This window comes from Brevibacillus choshinensis, from assembly GCF_016811915.1.
Taxonomy (GTDB): domain Bacteria; phylum Bacillota; class Bacilli; order Brevibacillales; family Brevibacillaceae; genus Brevibacillus; species Brevibacillus choshinensis_A.
In genome coordinates this window covers 3,733,160-3,747,555 of sequence record NZ_CP069127.1, presented here as the reverse complement: position 1 = coordinate 3,747,555, position 14,396 = coordinate 3,733,160, and the positions used below count along the sequence as shown (strand labels likewise).

Sequence of the window (14,396 nt, the reverse complement as noted above, 5' to 3'; positions counted from 1 at the left end):
AGGATACTAATCAAATGGCAATTCGCACAATCGTGAAACATCCAGATCCGATCCTGCGTGAAAAAGCGATCGTGGTCACCAAATTCAATTCCAACCTGCACAAGCTGCTGGATGATATGGCTGATACCATGTACGATGCTGACGGGGTAGGCCTTGCAGCACCGCAGGTAGGCATTTCCAAACGCGTGATTGTCATGGATTGCGGAGATGGCCTGATCGAGATCGTCAATCCGGAAATCGTGGACTTCAAAGGCGAGCAATTTGACTATCCAGAAGGATGCCTGAGCATCCCGGGCCTGCGCGGGGATGTGCGCCGTCACAAATGGATCAAGCTGCGCGGTCAAGACCGCTTTGGCAATGAAATCGAGCTGGAAGCAGATGATTTGCTCTCCCGCTGCTCCCAGCATGAAATTGATCACCTGAACGGCGTTCTGTTCATCGATGTGGCAGACAAGGTGTATCAAGTAAGCCCGGATGAGGAAGGGGAATAATCCATTTTGAAAGATGCACGCGTTTTATTCATGGGTACGCCTGACTTCGCTGTTTCCAGCCTGGAGGCACTGCTGAAGGAAGGCTACAATGTGGTCGGTGTGGTTACCCAGCCCGATCGCCCGGTAGGACGCAAGCAAGTCATGACGCCGCCGCCCGTCAAGGAGGCGGCTTTGCGTCATGGTCTTTTGGTCCTGCAACCGGAAAAAATCAAACAGGAAGCTGCCTTGGACGAGGTGATCGCCCTCGCACCGGATCTGATCGTGACGGCAGCTTATGGACAAATCCTGCCCAAGCGTCTGATCGATGCACCACGCTTTGGATGCATCAATGTGCACGCCTCGCTGCTGCCGAAATACCGCGGCGGCGCACCGATTCACAAATCGATCGTGGAAGGCGAAAAGGAATCCGGTGTGACCATCATGTACATGGTGGAGGCGCTTGATGCCGGGGACATGCTCTCCAAGGTCGTCGTTCCCATCGAGGAGCGCGACACGGTCGGGACGCTGCATGACAAGCTGGCGGCGGCTGGATCAGCCCTGCTGATCGATACCGTTCCGCGTTTGCTCGCGGGTGAGCTTGCAGCAGAAGCGCAAGACCATGCGGCAGCTACCTTTGCTCCCAACATCAAGCGTACGGATGAGCGGATCGACTGGGCACGCAGCGCAGAACAAATCTACAACCAGGTGCGCGGCCTCAATCCTTGGCCTGTAGCCTTTACCACTCACGGCGGTAAGGTCTGGAAAGTCTGGTGGGTGGAAAAGCAATCTGCTGACAGCACCGGGAAAGAGCCAGGTACGATCCTCGCCAAGGAAGAAGATGGCTTGGTCGTAGCATGCGGCATTGGGTCCGTCAAAATCACCGAGCTGCAGCCAGAGGGGAAAAAACGAATGAGCGCTCTCGACTTTTTACGCGGAGCGGGCAACAGCATTGAAATCGGCACAAAGGTAGGAGAGTAGCCCGTGGCAAAAAAAGGTGCTCGTGATCTCGCCCTGGATGTACTGAATCGGGTCGAGGAACATAAATCGTATAGCAATCTCGAGCTCAGGAACGTTCTGGATCGCTCTGACATCAGTTCCGTTGATGCTGGCTTGGTAACCGAGCTCGTCTACGGTACGATTCAGCGCAAACTGACGCTTGATTTTGTCTTGTCGCAGTTTGTGGGCGGAAAAAAAGTCCAGACCTGGGTGCGCAATCTCTTGCTGCTCAGCCTGTACCAAATCCGTTATCTCGATCGAATCCCTGAGCGCGCCGCTGTGCATGAAGCGGTAGAAATCGCCAAGCGAAGAGGACATCAAGGGATCGCTTCGATGGTGAATGGCGTGCTGCGCAATGCTTTGCGTCAGCCTGACGTGTGGGATCGGGTGCCAAAAGGCGATAAGGCAAAGCAAATCGCCGTCACCCATTCTCATCCGGAATGGCTCGTTCGCCAGTGGGTCAAGCTCTACGGTGAAGAGGAGACAAAGGCGATTTGCGAAGCGAACAACAGGGCTCCGCATACGTCTGTACGTGTAAACACGTTAAAAATCTCGAAGGCTGAGCTAGCTGCAAAACTACAGGAAGAAGGAATGGATGCAAAGCCTTCTGCGCTAAGCGACCAAGGCATTCTTCTTATGAATGGTGGACATGCAGCAGGTACGCGCTGGTTTAAGGAAGGCTACTGCACGCTGCAGGATGAAAGCTCCATGCTCGTGGCGTCTGCCGTAGCCCCTGAGCCGGGAATGCGTGTGCTGGATGCCTGTGCAGCCCCTGGCGGCAAGACGACGCATCTGGCTGAGGTGATGGGCAATCGCGGTGAAATTATCGCCAATGATGTTCATCCCCACAAGCGGGAGCTGATCACCAGCACGGCGAAGCGCCTGGGAATTTCCATCATCGAGCCTGTTGTCGGCGATGCGCTTGATCTCCCTGACAAAGGGCTGGGCACCTTTGATCGGATTTTGCTGGATGCTCCTTGCACAGGCTTTGGGGTCATTCGCCGCAAGCCTGACTTGAAGTGGAACAAGTCGCCGGAAGACGTTCGCTCGATTGCCCAATTGCAATATCAGCTGCTGGTGAGCCTCTCCGCAATGGTGGCTCCTGGAGGGACATTGGTGTACAGTACGTGTACCATTGAACCGATGGAAAATCAGGATATGGTTCGTCGCTTTGTAGACAAGCATCCGGAGTTTGTGCTGGATGCGACGCTGAGGGATGATTTGCCTGAGGCTGTCAGGGACAAGGCAGACGAATCGGGGGCCTTTGTGCAGATTTTACCGCATCATTTTGACAGTGACGGTTTCTTTATTGCACGACTGCGACGTATCGGCTGAGAAAAAAAGGAGTGGCGCGCCTTTGCGGGATGACGCTGCTCCTTTCTCGTTGTTTGCACTCGTTCGGATTTGTTTACACTAGGAAAAGTGACGCATTTCTAGGATAGATGCCAAAACCGTTTGAAGCGAGGCGCATTGCAAGGTACAATGATAGAATGACCGAAAGTTGTTAGCAATGAATTTGAGGATGTGAAGACAGCAATGCCACTTACGACATTTACGAGCGCCAAGCCGCTTATTTACAGTTTGACCCAAGACGAAATGAAACAATGGCTTGTAGAAGCAGGAGATAAAGCATTTCGGGCGCAGCAGATTTTTGACTGGCTGTATGTGAAGCGCGTGACTTCTTTTGAAGAGATGAGCAACCTGTCCAAAGAATTGCGCCAAAAGCTCGCGGATACGTTTCGAATGGATCCGCTGAAAGAAATTACCCACCAGGAATCCCAGGACGGGACCATCAAGTTTTTGTTCCAGCTGGTGGATGGACACGCCATCGAGACGGTCATCATGCGTCACAGCTACGGCAACAGCATTTGCGTGACGACGCAGGTAGGCTGCCGGATCGGATGCACATTTTGCGCATCCACTCTGGGTGGTCTGAAGCGTAACTTGGATGCGGGTGAAATCGTATCCCAAGTATTGATGGCGCAGCGCAAGCTCGATGCAGAGGGAGAACGCGTCAGCCATGTGGTCGTAATGGGAATCGGGGAGCCATTTGAGAACTTCGAGAGCCTCATGGCCTTCCTATCCGTCATCAACGACAATCGCGGCTTGAACATCGGTGCAAGACATATCACCGTCTCCACCAGTGGGATCGTGCCGAAAATCTATGAGTTCGCTGAGCGAGGCGGGCAAGTGAACCTGGCCATTTCTCTGCATGCTCCAAACACCGAGCTGAGAACGCAGCTGATGCCGATCAACCGCGGCTTCCCTCTTGTTCAGCTGATGGAGGCATGCCGTCACTATATCAACAAAACCGGTCGTCGGATCAGCTTCGAATACGGTCTGTTCGGCGGCAAGAACGATCAGCCAGAGCATGCGGAGGAGCTGGCAGCGCTGATTGGAGATATGCTCTGCCACGTCAATCTGATCCCGGTGAACTACGTGCCGGAGCGAGATTACGTCCGTACCCCGCGAAATGAGATTTTCCAATTCAAGCGCATTTTAGAGGACAAGGGAATCAATGTGACGATCAGACGGGAGCACGGCAGTGACATTGCTGCTGCATGCGGTCAGCTGAGAGCACAACACGCTAAAGAAACCGTGGGGTGATACCATGGAAATTGCAATGAAATCCCATGTGGGCCACGTCCGTTCCGTCAATGAGGACTACTATGCCTGTGAGGCAGACGCGAACGGACACGCCCTCGCCGTTTTGGCTGACGGAATGGGCGGGCATGAGGCGGGCGAGATCGCCAGCCGCCTCGCTGTTGAGCGAATAGTAAAAGAACTGCGTCATATCGATATCGGGTTGGATGGGGAGGACGTTCGCGAACAGCTGATGAACGCGGTCCTCCTTGCCAACAAGGAAGTGTACGAGTACGCCTTGGAACACCCGGAGTGCAGCGGCATGGGGACCACGACGATTGCTGCCCTGTTCGGACCGAGTACGGTCATGACGGCGCACATCGGAGACAGCCGCTTGTACAAATTTGGTACAGACGGTCTGGTGATGAAAACGGAAGACCATTCTTTGGTCAACGAGCTGGTCAAAAGCGGACAAATCACACCGGAGGAAGCCGCCGTGCATCCGCATCGCAATGTCATCATGCGATCGCTCGGGACGGAGCCGGATGTGCTCGTGGACCTGGACCAGTTTGAATGGGAACCGGACGATGTCATTTTGATCTGCTCCGATGGACTGAGCGATAAAGTTCCTCCTTCGGTTATGGAAGATTGGTTACATAAAAAGATAACTCTGCAGGAGAAGGTAGACGGCTTGGTGCAAGAGGCACTAGCCGCTGGTGGGCAGGACAATATTACGCTGGTAGCTGTCCGTAACGTGCCCGACTCCAGTGAGAAAGAGGGGTGAGAGAGATGGAAGGTCAACGGCTTGGAGGACGGTACCAGTTGGAAGCCCGTGTAGGCGGGGGCGGTATGGCTATCGTATACAAGGCCAGGGATTTGATTTTGAATCGTCCCGTAGCGGTGAAAGTATTGCGTTCCCAATTCGGAGGCGATGAAGACTTCGTGAACCGTTTCAGACGGGAAGCGCAGGCGGTTGCAAGCCTGTCTCACCCCAATGTGGTCGGGGTTTACGATGTCGGACAAGAAGGCGATACCCATTACATGGTGATGGAGTACATAGAAGGCTACACGCTGAAGGAAGTCATTATCCAGCGGGGAGCGCTGCCTGTAGAAGAAGCGGTGAGGATTGCGCAGCAAATTTGCGATGCGCTTGACCATGCCCATCAAAATCAGATCATTCACAGGGATATAAAACCGCACAACATCATGATTGGGAAGAACGGACGGGTAAAGGTAACCGATTTCGGGATCGCCCGTGCAGTGACTTCGACGACCATTACACATACCAATGCCATGCTCGGCTCTGTTCATTACTTCTCTCCAGAACAGGCGAGAGGCGGCATTACCGGCGAGAAGTCGGATATCTACTCGCTGGGGATCGTACTCTATGAAATGGTGACAGGCGAATTGCCGTTTTCAGGCGATTCACCTATTTCAGTAGCTCTCAAGCATTTGCAGGAGCCGCTTCCGGAGCCTCGGCAAGTGAATCCGGCGATCCCGCAAAGTGTGGAAAACGTTATTCTCAAGGCCTTGGTAAAGGACCCGTTCCTTCGCTATTCGTCTGCGCGTGAAATGCTCGAAGATTTGGAGACATGCCTGTTTCCAGAGCGCCTGAACGAAGAAAAGCTGACATTCCCTGAGGATGAAGAAATGACTCGCGTGGTGCCGATCATTACGCAGGATATGCTCGATAATCACGGGAATGGCCGCACGGGGGGCGGAACGAGAAGCCGCTACGAGCAGCCGCGGGAAGAAGAGGAGGAGCAAAAGCCACAGAAAAAGTGGTGGGTGAAGACGCTTCTTTGGGTAGCGGGTATCGGCCTGTTTCTCGTGCTGGCGTTCTTTGGGTTCAACTTCCTGCTGAATGTGTTCCCGTCGGTGCCGGAGGTTCAGGTTCCTTATGTGGAAGGAACAGAGGTCAGCTTGGCGCAGAAAAAGATCGAGGATGCCAATCTGGTAGCAAAAATCGTCGAGGAAGCGAACGACACGATCGAAAAGGGAATGGTGATCAGGCAGGATCCGGCACCGCCCATGCGACTAAAGGAAAATGCGATCGTGACGTTGTACGTAAGCAAGGGGCAGCAGGCAATCGACATGCCGAATCTCGTGTCACTGTCTCGCACAGTCGCGGAGCAGACGCTGAAGCAACTGGGCTTCAAGACAGAGAATATTACCTTTGAAGAAGTCGAGGATGACAAAGCCGAAGCGGGCGAGGTCATCGGCCAGTCACCAGATGCAAATTCAAAGGTGTATCCGACAAAAGATGCGGTACGCGTAACAGTAAGCAAAGGGAAAGGCTATGTGAAAATGCCTGACGTCACCGGAAAATCAATGGAGCAAGCGCGTGTGGAGTTGTTCAAGCTCGGCTTGGCTATCGGGGAGATCAAAGAAGAACCGAGCTTTAAGTACGACAAGCCAGGGGTAGTCCTCTCGACTCATCCTTACGATCCGGGCATGAACGTCCAAAAAGGGGTCGCGGTTCCGCTTACCGTAAGCAACGGTCAATACCCGCAAGACGCGAAGCTCGCCAATGCACCTGTATATGTAGAGGTCGTTCCAGGAGAGACGGCGGAGATCAAAATCGAAGTGAATGATTCTCGTGGAGATGCCCAAGTCATGTACAAAGAGACGATTACGGAAAGCAAGGAATACGATGTTCCGGTCGTCTTGTCACCGCAGAAGGATGCCGTGATCAAGGTGTTTAAGAAAGATCCGACGAAAAATGAGTATGTGGAATACCAGACCATTCCGATTTCGTACAGCAGCTTGCCATAAGCATGTGGAGGGACATGAATGCCAGAAGGACGGATTGTGAAAGCCTTGAGCGGGTTCTACTACGTCGCCGATGAAGGGCGTGTTTTCAGTTGTCGCGCACGTGGGCTTTTCAAGAAAAAGGGAGCAAAAGTAAATCCGCTCGTAGGCGACTGGGTAGTCTACGATGCCATCAGTGAAGAAGAAGGATATGTCATGGAGGTGGGTGAGAGGACCAGCGAGCTGGTTCGTCCGCCCATTTCCAATGTGGATCAGGCCGTGCTCGTCTTTTCCATGTACAAGCCAGCCTTTAGCTCGCTGCTGCTGGACAAGTTTCTGGTGCATACCGAAAATGCAGGTATCGATTCGGTGATCATCCTGTCAAAATCGGATCAAGTATCCGAAGAAGAGGTGGCGGAAATCGCCCGAAAATACGAGGCGATCGGGTATACCGTCATCCCGACATCGACGAAGCAGCAAACGGGGCTTCAAGAGGTCCGCGACATTTTGCACGATCGGATCTCTGTCTTCGCCGGACAGTCCGGAGTCGGGAAGTCCTCCTTAATCAATGCGCTGTTTCCGGGCGCCAGCCTGCAAACCGGCGATGTCAGTGAAAAGCTGGGGCGCGGTAAGCATACGACACGTCACGTTGAGCTCATTCCACTGGACGGTGGGGGGTATGTAGCGGATACGCCGGGCTTTAGCTCCTTGGAATTCATGGATTTGACGGAACTGGATTTGGCTGAAGCGTTCCGTGACTTCGCAGATCGCGCTGCAGACTGCAAGTTCCGCGGTTGTTTGCACGTCACGGAGCCTTCCTGCGCCGTTCAGGAAGCAGTGGAGACGGGAGAAGTGAGCAAAGAACGGTACGAGAACTACTTGCAATTCCGAGAAGAGCTGAAAGAATATCAACGGAGGAATAAACCATGGTAAAAATCGCACCTTCGATCCTGTCTGCAGACTTTGCCAGATTGGGAGAAGAGATACTGGATGTCGAACGGGGAGGAGCTGATTGGATTCACGTCGATGTGATGGACGGGCATTTCGTGCCGAACATCACGATTGGGCCGCTCATCGTGGATGCCATCCGCCCTGTGACCAAATTGCCGCTCGATGTGCATCTGATGATCGAGAATCCGGATCGGTACATTCCCGAGTTCGCCAAAAGCGGAGCGGACTGGATCACCGTGCACCAGGAGGCGTGCCCGCATCTGCACCGTACGCTTCATCTGATCAAGGAGCAAGGGGTCAAAGCGGGCGTGGTATTGAATCCAGCTACTCCATTGGCGACGCTCGAGCATGTTCTCACCGATTTGGACATGGTTCTCCTGATGACCGTCAACCCGGGCTTTGGTGGACAGAAATTCATCCATAACGTAGTTCCAAAGATCAAAGAGCTTCGCCGCATGCTGGACGAGCGCGGCCTCGGTCACGTCGAAATCGAGATTGACGGCGGAGTGAATGCCGAAACCGCTCGTTTGTGCGAAGAAGCCGGGGCGACTGTCCTCGTTGCGGGCAGCGCTGTTTTCAATCAAAAGGACCGTGCTCAGGCGATTGCCGCCATTCGCGGATAGGAATAACGAAAGCCATCCCTTTTTCCTCGGGGTGGCCTTTTTGTTTGGCTCCATTTACGGCTGGTTGGAAGTGACGTACGTACCTGCCACCAGATCGTGTATCGCCCGTTTATCTTCACGGACACCGACCATGATGGCACTGATGATGGCTCCGATGCCCAGCGTGACTGTATAAATGAGCCACATGCCGACGACCACACGCAGCAGCATGGTACCGAATCCCACCGGTTCTCCATCGAGTTTGACGATGCGCACGCCCATGATTCGTTTCCCGACCGTGTACCCGTACCAAAATACAGGTAAGAGCAGGCTGTAGAGCAGGGAAACGACATTGGTAAACAGATTTCCCTTTGTGTCGCCAGTCAACAAGTAAGAGATGAGGGCGAGAGGGATTCCGATAATCAAGCCATCCAGCAAGCTTGCCCCTAAGCGACGCCAAAATCCTACTGCATGGCTTGGTGCCGAATTTGCGTTCTCCACGTGTCTATCGCTCCTTCCCTTTTGATAGGGTTAGTTTATGTCTAGCTTGCCAAAAGTAGAGCAAAAGAAAACTCCGCCCTTCATGGACGGAGTGGAGCTTTCGGGCAGGTCAGAGACTGCTGAACAAACGAAGAAGGACAGCAATTCTGCCCGGTATGGCATCGATGACCACGTGCTCATGGGAGGCGTGGGCTCCATCGCCTACCGGACCTAATCCATCGAGAGTCAAAGTCCCTTCGTCAGCGGCAAAATTGCCGTCACTGGTACCGCCGACCCCACGCTCGGTCAGGTTGAAGCCTTCCAGCTGCGCCTGTGCCTGTGCGTGCAAAAACAGCTGCTCTGTCCCGGCCGTTCTCTCCATAGGCGGCTTGGTGATGCCTCCTTCTACGGTCAGCTGGGCGCCGGGCAGAATGGGAGTGAGCTGGTTCATGAGAGTCGTGATTCTCTCTGCTTCCTCACTGGTGCTAATGCGGACATCGATATCCGCTTCTGCATAATCGGGAACGACGTTGGAGACGCTGCCGCCACGAATCGTGCCGACGGAGAGAGTCGTACCAGCCTCATAGTCGGTAAAAGACTGAATGGCTAGCACATGGTGGGCAATCTCTTCGATCGCGTTCACCCCGAGTGCGTGATCATTTCCTGCATGGGCGGCACGTCCGGTTACTTTCAATACGAACTCGCCGCCGCCTTTGCGGCTTGTTTTCAATGAGCCGTCTCCTGCGGCAGGCTCGATCACGAGCGCGCATGTACTCCGCCTCGCTTCCTCGCGAATCCACTTCTCGGACGATTCACTGCCGATCTCCTCATCCGTGTTCCAGAAAAAGACGAGCTTGCTCTTCAGAGGAATGTTTTGCTCGACGATCGTCTTCAGGGCGTAGTAGCAGAAGACAATCCCTGCTTTCATGTCATAGGTCCCTGGTCCGTAGACTCGGCCATCCTCGATCTTCCATGGCTCGGACTTGAGCGTGCCCACTTCCTTTACGGTGTCAAAGTGCCCGAGCACCATGATCTGTTCATCGCCTTCTCCGTATTCGACACGCAGCTGATTTCCGTAGGTAGTTTGCGGGATGACATCGACCTTGCAACCGAGCGAGCGGAAGCGACCGGCGATATATTCACCCAGTCGATCCACGGCTTCTTTGTCGTGTGTAGGTGTTTCCATCTCGACATAGGTGCGCAGCTCCGCAAGAATATCAGGGAGCTTATCTTGAAAATGGGATGTCCAAGTGGCAGCCATCATTGTATCCTCCTCCGAGTTGATTTCATATGCACTATAATTCTTTACCTGAATTTATGCCAGAGAAAAGTGCAATTTTTAAAAATGGGACATACTACAAAAGGAGCGAGGGGGAGAGATGGGGAAAATGCGTAAAATGATTTGTAAACAAAATTCTGTAAATTGGGTATTTAAATTTGGGATAAAAAAAGATTGAAATTGTTCATCTATTGTTTAAAATAATCATTATCCTGTATAAATATAAGTTGTCGAGTAATATAAATTCTCTCTGGCTTGGCATCTATATTTTCTACCTGAATTCCATCACAATCCTAAATGGGGGTACCACGAATGAAAAAACAAACGTCGATCTTTTCGATTGCACTAACATCCCTTTTGGCTGCGGCCGTGATCGCTGGCTGCGGTACCGGCAATCAATCGGGAGCGGGGCAAGCGCCTGCACAGCCACAAGCAGGGCAAGAACAGCCGAGCGGCGAGAAAAAGACGCTGACGATGGCGACATCTGCTGACTACAAGCCCTACGAGTTTCACGATTTGACCAGCGGCAAGGACGAGATCGTCGGCTTTGACGTAGATATTGCGAAGTACATTGCAAAAGAGCTCGGATACGAGGTGCAGATCAATGATATGAACTTTGACGGTTTGGTGCCTGCTCTGCAAACCAACCGTGCAGACTTCGTAATGGCAGGGATGACCCCGACTCCAGAACGTCAAAAGAACGTTGATTTCTCCGAGATCTACTACGACGCGAAAAATACGATCGTGTCCAAGAAAGAAAGCAATCTGACGAAGCCGGACCAATTGGCTGGCAAAAAAGTGGCCGTACAGCTCGGCTCCATTCAGGAATCCGCAGCAAAAGAACTGGCGAAAACAGCGACCGGCCTGCAAATCACCTCGCTGAATAAAACCGGTGAGATCGTTGAAGAAGTGAAAACGGGACGCGTGGATGCGGCGATTCTCGAGGATACCGTCGCAAAAGGCTTTGTGGAAAGCAACCCAGGCCTCCAATACACTACCATCGAATCAAATGAGAAAAACGGTTCTGCGGTTGCCTTCCCGAAAGGCTCCACACATGTGAAGGAATTCAACGACGTGATCAAAAAGATGCAGGAAAACGGCGAGATGGACAAGCTGATCAAAAAATGGTTCGGACAGTAACCCGGCCCGTGTGTCCGCATGTATTTTCAATGATTGGTAGCAAGGGGTGGGAAAGGGCATGAATTTGGATTTTCCGCAGATTGTGCCCTATATCCCTTTTATTTTGCAGGGGATAAAGGTCACATTACTCGTCACGTTGCTCTCGGTAGTATTAGGATTCATCTGGGGTTCCATTTTGGCACTCATTAAAATTTCCAAATTCGGTCCTCTCAATTGGCTGGCGGTTGCGTATACGTCCGTCTTTCGCGGGACCCCGCTGATTTTGCAGCTGACGTTTGTCTACTTCGCGACACCGCAGCTCACGGGATACAACATCTCCCAGCTGGAGGCGGCAGTCTTGACGTTTACGCTGAACTCGGGTGCGTACATCTCCGAGACCATCCGTGGCGGGATTCTCGCGGTGGACAAAGGGCAGTGGGAGGCGGCCAAAGCGCTGGGTGTTCCGTATCGCCGCATGATGCTGGACATCATTTTGCCGCAGGGCGTCAAGAATATCTTGCCTGCGCTGGTGAATGAAACAATCGCACTCTTGAAAGAATCTGCTCTCGTGTCCACGATCGGTCTCGCAGACATTCTGCAAAACGCGAATGTGGTGAAGGGAACGATCTTCCGGTACTTTGAACCGTATATCATTGCCGGGGTCCTCTACTACGTCATGGTCATGATCCTGACATGGTTTGCGCGTGTGCTGGAGAGGAGGATGAGACGCAGTGATTAAGATTGACAACATTACCAAGACATTTGGCCAGCTCGAAGTGTTAAAGGGAATGTCGACCGAGATCGCAAAAGGGGAAGTGGTCGCGATTATCGGACCGTCCGGCTCGGGGAAGTCGACCCTTTTGCGGTGCATGAACTTGCTCGAGATCCCGACGACGGGCTCGATCTTCATTGCTGGCCAGGAAATTACGGCGCCGAAAGCAGACGTCATGAAAATCCGCCAAAAGATCGGGATGGTCTTTCAGCACTTTCATCTCTTTCCGCATATGACGGTCTTGAACAATTTGACGTATGCCCCGATCAAGGTCAAAGGGATGTCTAGGGCACAGGCCGAGAGCAAGGCGAGGGAGCTTCTGAATCGTGTAGGCCTGTCCGACAAGGCTGATGTGTATCCGTCGCGTCTGTCCGGCGGCCAAAAGCAGCGGGTCGCCATCGCGCGCTCGCTCGTCATGGAGCCGGAAATCATGCTCTTCGACGAGCCCACGTCCGCTCTCGACCCGGAGATGGTCAAGGAAGTGCTGGAGGTCATGAAGGGCTTGGCTCATACAGGCATGACCATGGCCATCGTGACTCATGAAATGAGATTTGCCGAGGAGGTCTCTGATCGCATTCTGTTCATTGACCACGGCCAAATCATCGAAGAGACTCCGCCGAAGGAGTTCTTTCAGAATCCGAAAAGCGACCGGGCAAAACAGTTTTTGGAGAAAGTTCGATAAAAAGGAGTCGCGGCTGCATGAGCGGTCGCGACTTTTCTTTTTGACAGCCTTCTGCGCTTGGGCTAGAATCAATAACAGCCGTGCAGGGCTTGCTTTTATTTACCTGTTATTTTTTATAGAAGGAGTGAATGTTTTGGATCGAATGCGATTGTTGACATGGCTGGAGATGGCCATGATGGCGGCATTGGCGCTCGTTTTCAGTCAGATCAAGGTGTTTGATATGCCGCAGGGAGGCTCTGTATCGCTGGTGATGGTACCGATCGCCCTGATCGCCGTGCGCCGAGGCCTGTTTGCCGGGATTGTCACAGGGCTGGTAGTCGGGATCTTGCAGCTGCTGTTTGGCAGTACGGTAGTGAACCCAGTCCAATTGCTGCTGGATTATCCGCTCGCATTTGCCGCATTGGGCCTTTCGGGGCTTGTTCGCTTGTCCGGGTTTGAATCAAAATCCAGCCGTATCATGGTCTTGTGGAGCGGGCTGTTGATCGGGGTTCTGGGAAGGTTCGTCTGTCATTTTATCTCCGGAATCGTCTGGTTTGGTCAGTATGCACCGGAGGGGACGCCTGTCGCTTTGTATTCCTTCGTGTACAACATCACCTACCTGCTGCCCGAGATGGTGATTGCGGGAGCGGTGCTTACGGTCGTGCTCACCAGCGCATCCTCGCTGCTGTTTCCAGCTCGTGACCGTCTTGCATAGAGGACACGCATAATGTCGAGAGAACGTGCATAATGTAATCAGGCAGCAAATGGTTGCCTGATTTTTTTTACGCCATTTTCTTGGGATTCGTACGGGCTCGCACTATTCTGTCGTTCGTTTTTACTTTTTCGCATGGCAGGATACATGTTTATCCGACAGCAGAATATGATGTAATATGCACGTTTGGGAGAACACCTGAAGGAGGTGCAGTATGAATGGGATTGCGCTCCTATCGCCTGCGACAGGGGGGCGCCTTGCGACGTGTTCTCGGGGTTGCGTTGGCTGTCGGAGGTATCACCATTTTCCTGTACATGGCACCTCCGTGGGTTTGGTATAGCCTGTTATCGTTGGCACTCATGGGGGCGGGCTGGTATTTGTATCATGTGAAGTAATTTCGGTGAGGAGGGGTAGCATGCGGTTTTACACCATCAAGTTGCCGAAGTTCCTAGGTGGCATGATTCGCGGCATCATAGAGGCATTCAACAAGAAAAAATGACGGCGTAGCCTCGGCCTCGGCCTCCTGAGGGAAAGATGGAACGTCGGAAATGCAAAAAAGCACCTCGAGGGTGCTTTTTTTCGCTTTGTAGTAAAATACTACACGCGAGTTACGAGTCCGGATTTCAGTGCTCGTGTACTTACATAAACGCGCTTTGGTTTACCATTTACCAGAATGCGCACTTTTTGTACGTTAACACCCCAAGTGCGGCGAGTTGCGCGCATGGAGTGGGAGCGAGCGTTTCCTGCTTTAGCAGATTTACCAGTTACAAAGCAACGACGTGCCATTACGATCCACCTCCTTGTTGCATCTAAACGGAATTCCCGATAAAGGGAACACAAATACTCAACCATAGTAGCACACGAATGCTGTCAATTGCAATACTTGACATGAGGAAAAGCCCTATCTTCCTTCTTTCCTCTGTCATTCGACAAAACGCTTCATTTCTTCAATATGTTAGTGTAAAATTATATGAAGCATGTTTACGCTTATCAAAGCGATCAAGCTGTTGAATAGAGGAG

At 52.6% G+C, this 14,396-nt stretch carries 17 protein-coding genes; 14 read left to right on the top strand and 3 right to left on the bottom strand.

Translation table 11 applies throughout. The features are described 5' to 3' along the window. Positions 1-14 precede the first annotated feature (14 nt). The 8 genes from def to rpe all read left to right on the top strand — a co-directional run bounded on the left by def (position 15) and on the right by rpe (position 8,374). Positions 15-491 (top strand): peptide deformylase, encoded by a 477-nt coding sequence (def, locus tag JNE38_RS18890; RefSeq protein ID WP_203255170.1) that lies wholly within the window; start codon positions 15-17, stop codon positions 489-491. Positions 492-497: 6 nt separating this feature from the next. Beyond that, on the top strand, positions 498-1,448 hold the full coding sequence (fmt, locus tag JNE38_RS18885) for a methionyl-tRNA formyltransferase (protein WP_203255169.1): 951 nt from the start codon (positions 498-500) through the stop codon (positions 1,446-1,448). Positions 1,449-1,451: 3 nt separating this feature from the next. Continuing rightward, positions 1,452-2,801, top strand: a complete 1,350-nt coding sequence (rsmB, locus tag JNE38_RS18880; RefSeq protein ID WP_203255168.1) for a 16S rRNA (cytosine(967)-C(5))-methyltransferase RsmB — start codon at positions 1,452-1,454, stop codon at positions 2,799-2,801. Between the two features lie 201 nt (positions 2,802-3,002). Then, complete coding sequence (gene rlmN / locus JNE38_RS18875) at positions 3,003-4,073, top strand: dual-specificity RNA methyltransferase RlmN (protein ID WP_203255167.1); 1,071 nt, start codon at positions 3,003-3,005, stop codon at positions 4,071-4,073. 4 nt (positions 4,074-4,077) lie between these two features. Beyond that, positions 4,078-4,833, top strand: coding sequence for a Stp1/IreP family PP2C-type Ser/Thr phosphatase (locus JNE38_RS18870; RefSeq protein WP_203255166.1), 756 nt, complete (start codon positions 4,078-4,080; stop codon positions 4,831-4,833). 5 nt (positions 4,834-4,838) lie between these two features. Next, positions 4,839-6,824 (top strand): Stk1 family PASTA domain-containing Ser/Thr kinase, encoded by a 1,986-nt coding sequence (gene pknB / locus JNE38_RS18865; protein WP_203255165.1) that lies wholly within the window; start codon positions 4,839-4,841, stop codon positions 6,822-6,824. An 18-nt stretch (positions 6,825-6,842) separates the two neighbouring features. After that, on the top strand, positions 6,843-7,733 hold the full coding sequence (rsgA, locus tag JNE38_RS18860) for a ribosome small subunit-dependent GTPase A (RefSeq protein WP_203255164.1): 891 nt from the start codon (positions 6,843-6,845) through the stop codon (positions 7,731-7,733). Beyond that, positions 7,727-8,374 carry a ribulose-phosphate 3-epimerase gene (gene rpe, locus JNE38_RS18855; RefSeq protein ID WP_203255163.1) on the top strand — a complete coding sequence of 216 codons (648 nt, stop codon included), beginning with the start codon at positions 7,727-7,729 and terminating at the stop codon, positions 8,372-8,374. The genes rsgA and rpe overlap by 7 nt, the downstream gene beginning before the upstream one ends. 54 nt (positions 8,375-8,428) lie before the next feature. On the opposite strand, the gene JNE38_RS18850 is transcribed toward rpe, so the two are convergent. Then, complete coding sequence (locus tag JNE38_RS18850) at positions 8,429-8,854, bottom strand: RDD family protein (protein WP_203255162.1); 426 nt, start codon at positions 8,852-8,854, stop codon at positions 8,429-8,431. A 109-nt stretch (positions 8,855-8,963) separates the two neighbouring features. After that, complete coding sequence (locus JNE38_RS18845; protein WP_203357639.1) at positions 8,964-10,094, bottom strand: M20 family metallopeptidase; 1,131 nt, start codon at positions 10,092-10,094, stop codon at positions 8,964-8,966. Between the two features lie 330 nt (positions 10,095-10,424). Here JNE38_RS18845 and JNE38_RS18840 point away from each other — a divergent pair, with 330 nt between their 5' ends. From JNE38_RS18840 to spoVM, 6 genes are all read left to right on the top strand, one after another. After that, positions 10,425-11,252 (top strand): transporter substrate-binding domain-containing protein, encoded by an 828-nt coding sequence (locus tag JNE38_RS18840; RefSeq protein ID WP_203255161.1) that lies wholly within the window; start codon positions 10,425-10,427, stop codon positions 11,250-11,252. A 58-nt stretch (positions 11,253-11,310) separates the two neighbouring features. Continuing rightward, positions 11,311-11,970 carry an amino acid ABC transporter permease gene (locus tag JNE38_RS18835; protein ID WP_203255160.1) on the top strand — a complete coding sequence of 220 codons (660 nt, stop codon included), beginning with the start codon at positions 11,311-11,313 and terminating at the stop codon, positions 11,968-11,970. Then, positions 11,963-12,685, top strand: coding sequence for an amino acid ABC transporter ATP-binding protein (locus JNE38_RS18830; RefSeq protein ID WP_203255159.1), 723 nt, complete (start codon positions 11,963-11,965; stop codon positions 12,683-12,685). The genes JNE38_RS18835 and JNE38_RS18830 overlap by 8 nt, the downstream gene beginning before the upstream one ends. Positions 12,686-12,818: 133 nt before the next feature. Then, positions 12,819-13,379 (top strand): energy-coupled thiamine transporter ThiT, encoded by a 561-nt coding sequence (gene thiT, locus JNE38_RS18825; protein WP_203255158.1) that lies wholly within the window; start codon positions 12,819-12,821, stop codon positions 13,377-13,379. Between the two features lie 215 nt (positions 13,380-13,594). Continuing rightward, the gene (locus JNE38_RS18820) at positions 13,595-13,771 is read left to right on the top strand and encodes a hypothetical protein (RefSeq protein WP_203255157.1); all 177 of its coding nucleotides are present in this window, start codon (positions 13,595-13,597) and stop codon (positions 13,769-13,771) included. A gap of 20 nt (positions 13,772-13,791) precedes the next feature. Further along, positions 13,792-13,875, top strand: coding sequence for a stage V sporulation protein SpoVM (gene spoVM / locus JNE38_RS18815; RefSeq protein ID WP_005831022.1), 84 nt, complete (start codon positions 13,792-13,794; stop codon positions 13,873-13,875). A 98-nt stretch (positions 13,876-13,973) separates the two neighbouring features. On the opposite strand, the gene rpmB is transcribed toward spoVM, so the two are convergent. Continuing rightward, a complete protein-coding gene (gene rpmB, locus JNE38_RS18810) occupies positions 13,974-14,162 on the bottom strand; it encodes a 50S ribosomal protein L28 (RefSeq protein WP_005831020.1) in 189 nt (62 codons plus the stop codon). Positions 14,163-14,396 lie beyond the last annotated feature (234 nt).

Coding starts and splice junctions, on each gene's coding strand:
- JNE38_RS18870 (WP_203255166.1), top strand. CDS start 4,078: ATGGAAATTGCAATGAAATCCCATGTGGGCCACGTCCGTTCCGTCAAT.
- JNE38_RS18845 (WP_203357639.1), bottom strand. CDS start 10,094: ATGGCTGCCACTTGGACATCCCATTTTCAAGATAAGCTCCCTGATATT.
- rpe (WP_203255163.1), top strand. CDS start 7,727: ATGGTAAAAATCGCACCTTCGATCCTGTCTGCAGACTTTGCCAGATTG.
- pknB (WP_203255165.1), top strand. CDS start 4,839: ATGGAAGGTCAACGGCTTGGAGGACGGTACCAGTTGGAAGCCCGTGTA.
- spoVM (WP_005831022.1), top strand. CDS start 13,792: ATGCGGTTTTACACCATCAAGTTGCCGAAGTTCCTAGGTGGCATGATT.
- JNE38_RS18820 (WP_203255157.1), top strand. CDS start 13,595: ATGGGATTGCGCTCCTATCGCCTGCGACAGGGGGGCGCCTTGCGACGT.
- JNE38_RS18840 (WP_203255161.1), top strand. CDS start 10,425: ATGAAAAAACAAACGTCGATCTTTTCGATTGCACTAACATCCCTTTTG.
- rsgA (WP_203255164.1), top strand. CDS start 6,843: ATGCCAGAAGGACGGATTGTGAAAGCCTTGAGCGGGTTCTACTACGTC.
- def (WP_203255170.1), top strand. CDS start 15: ATGGCAATTCGCACAATCGTGAAACATCCAGATCCGATCCTGCGTGAA.
- JNE38_RS18835 (WP_203255160.1), top strand. CDS start 11,311: ATGAATTTGGATTTTCCGCAGATTGTGCCCTATATCCCTTTTATTTTG.
- rpmB (WP_005831020.1), bottom strand. CDS start 14,162: ATGGCACGTCGTTGCTTTGTAACTGGTAAATCTGCTAAAGCAGGAAAC.
- rlmN (WP_203255167.1), top strand. CDS start 3,003: ATGCCACTTACGACATTTACGAGCGCCAAGCCGCTTATTTACAGTTTG.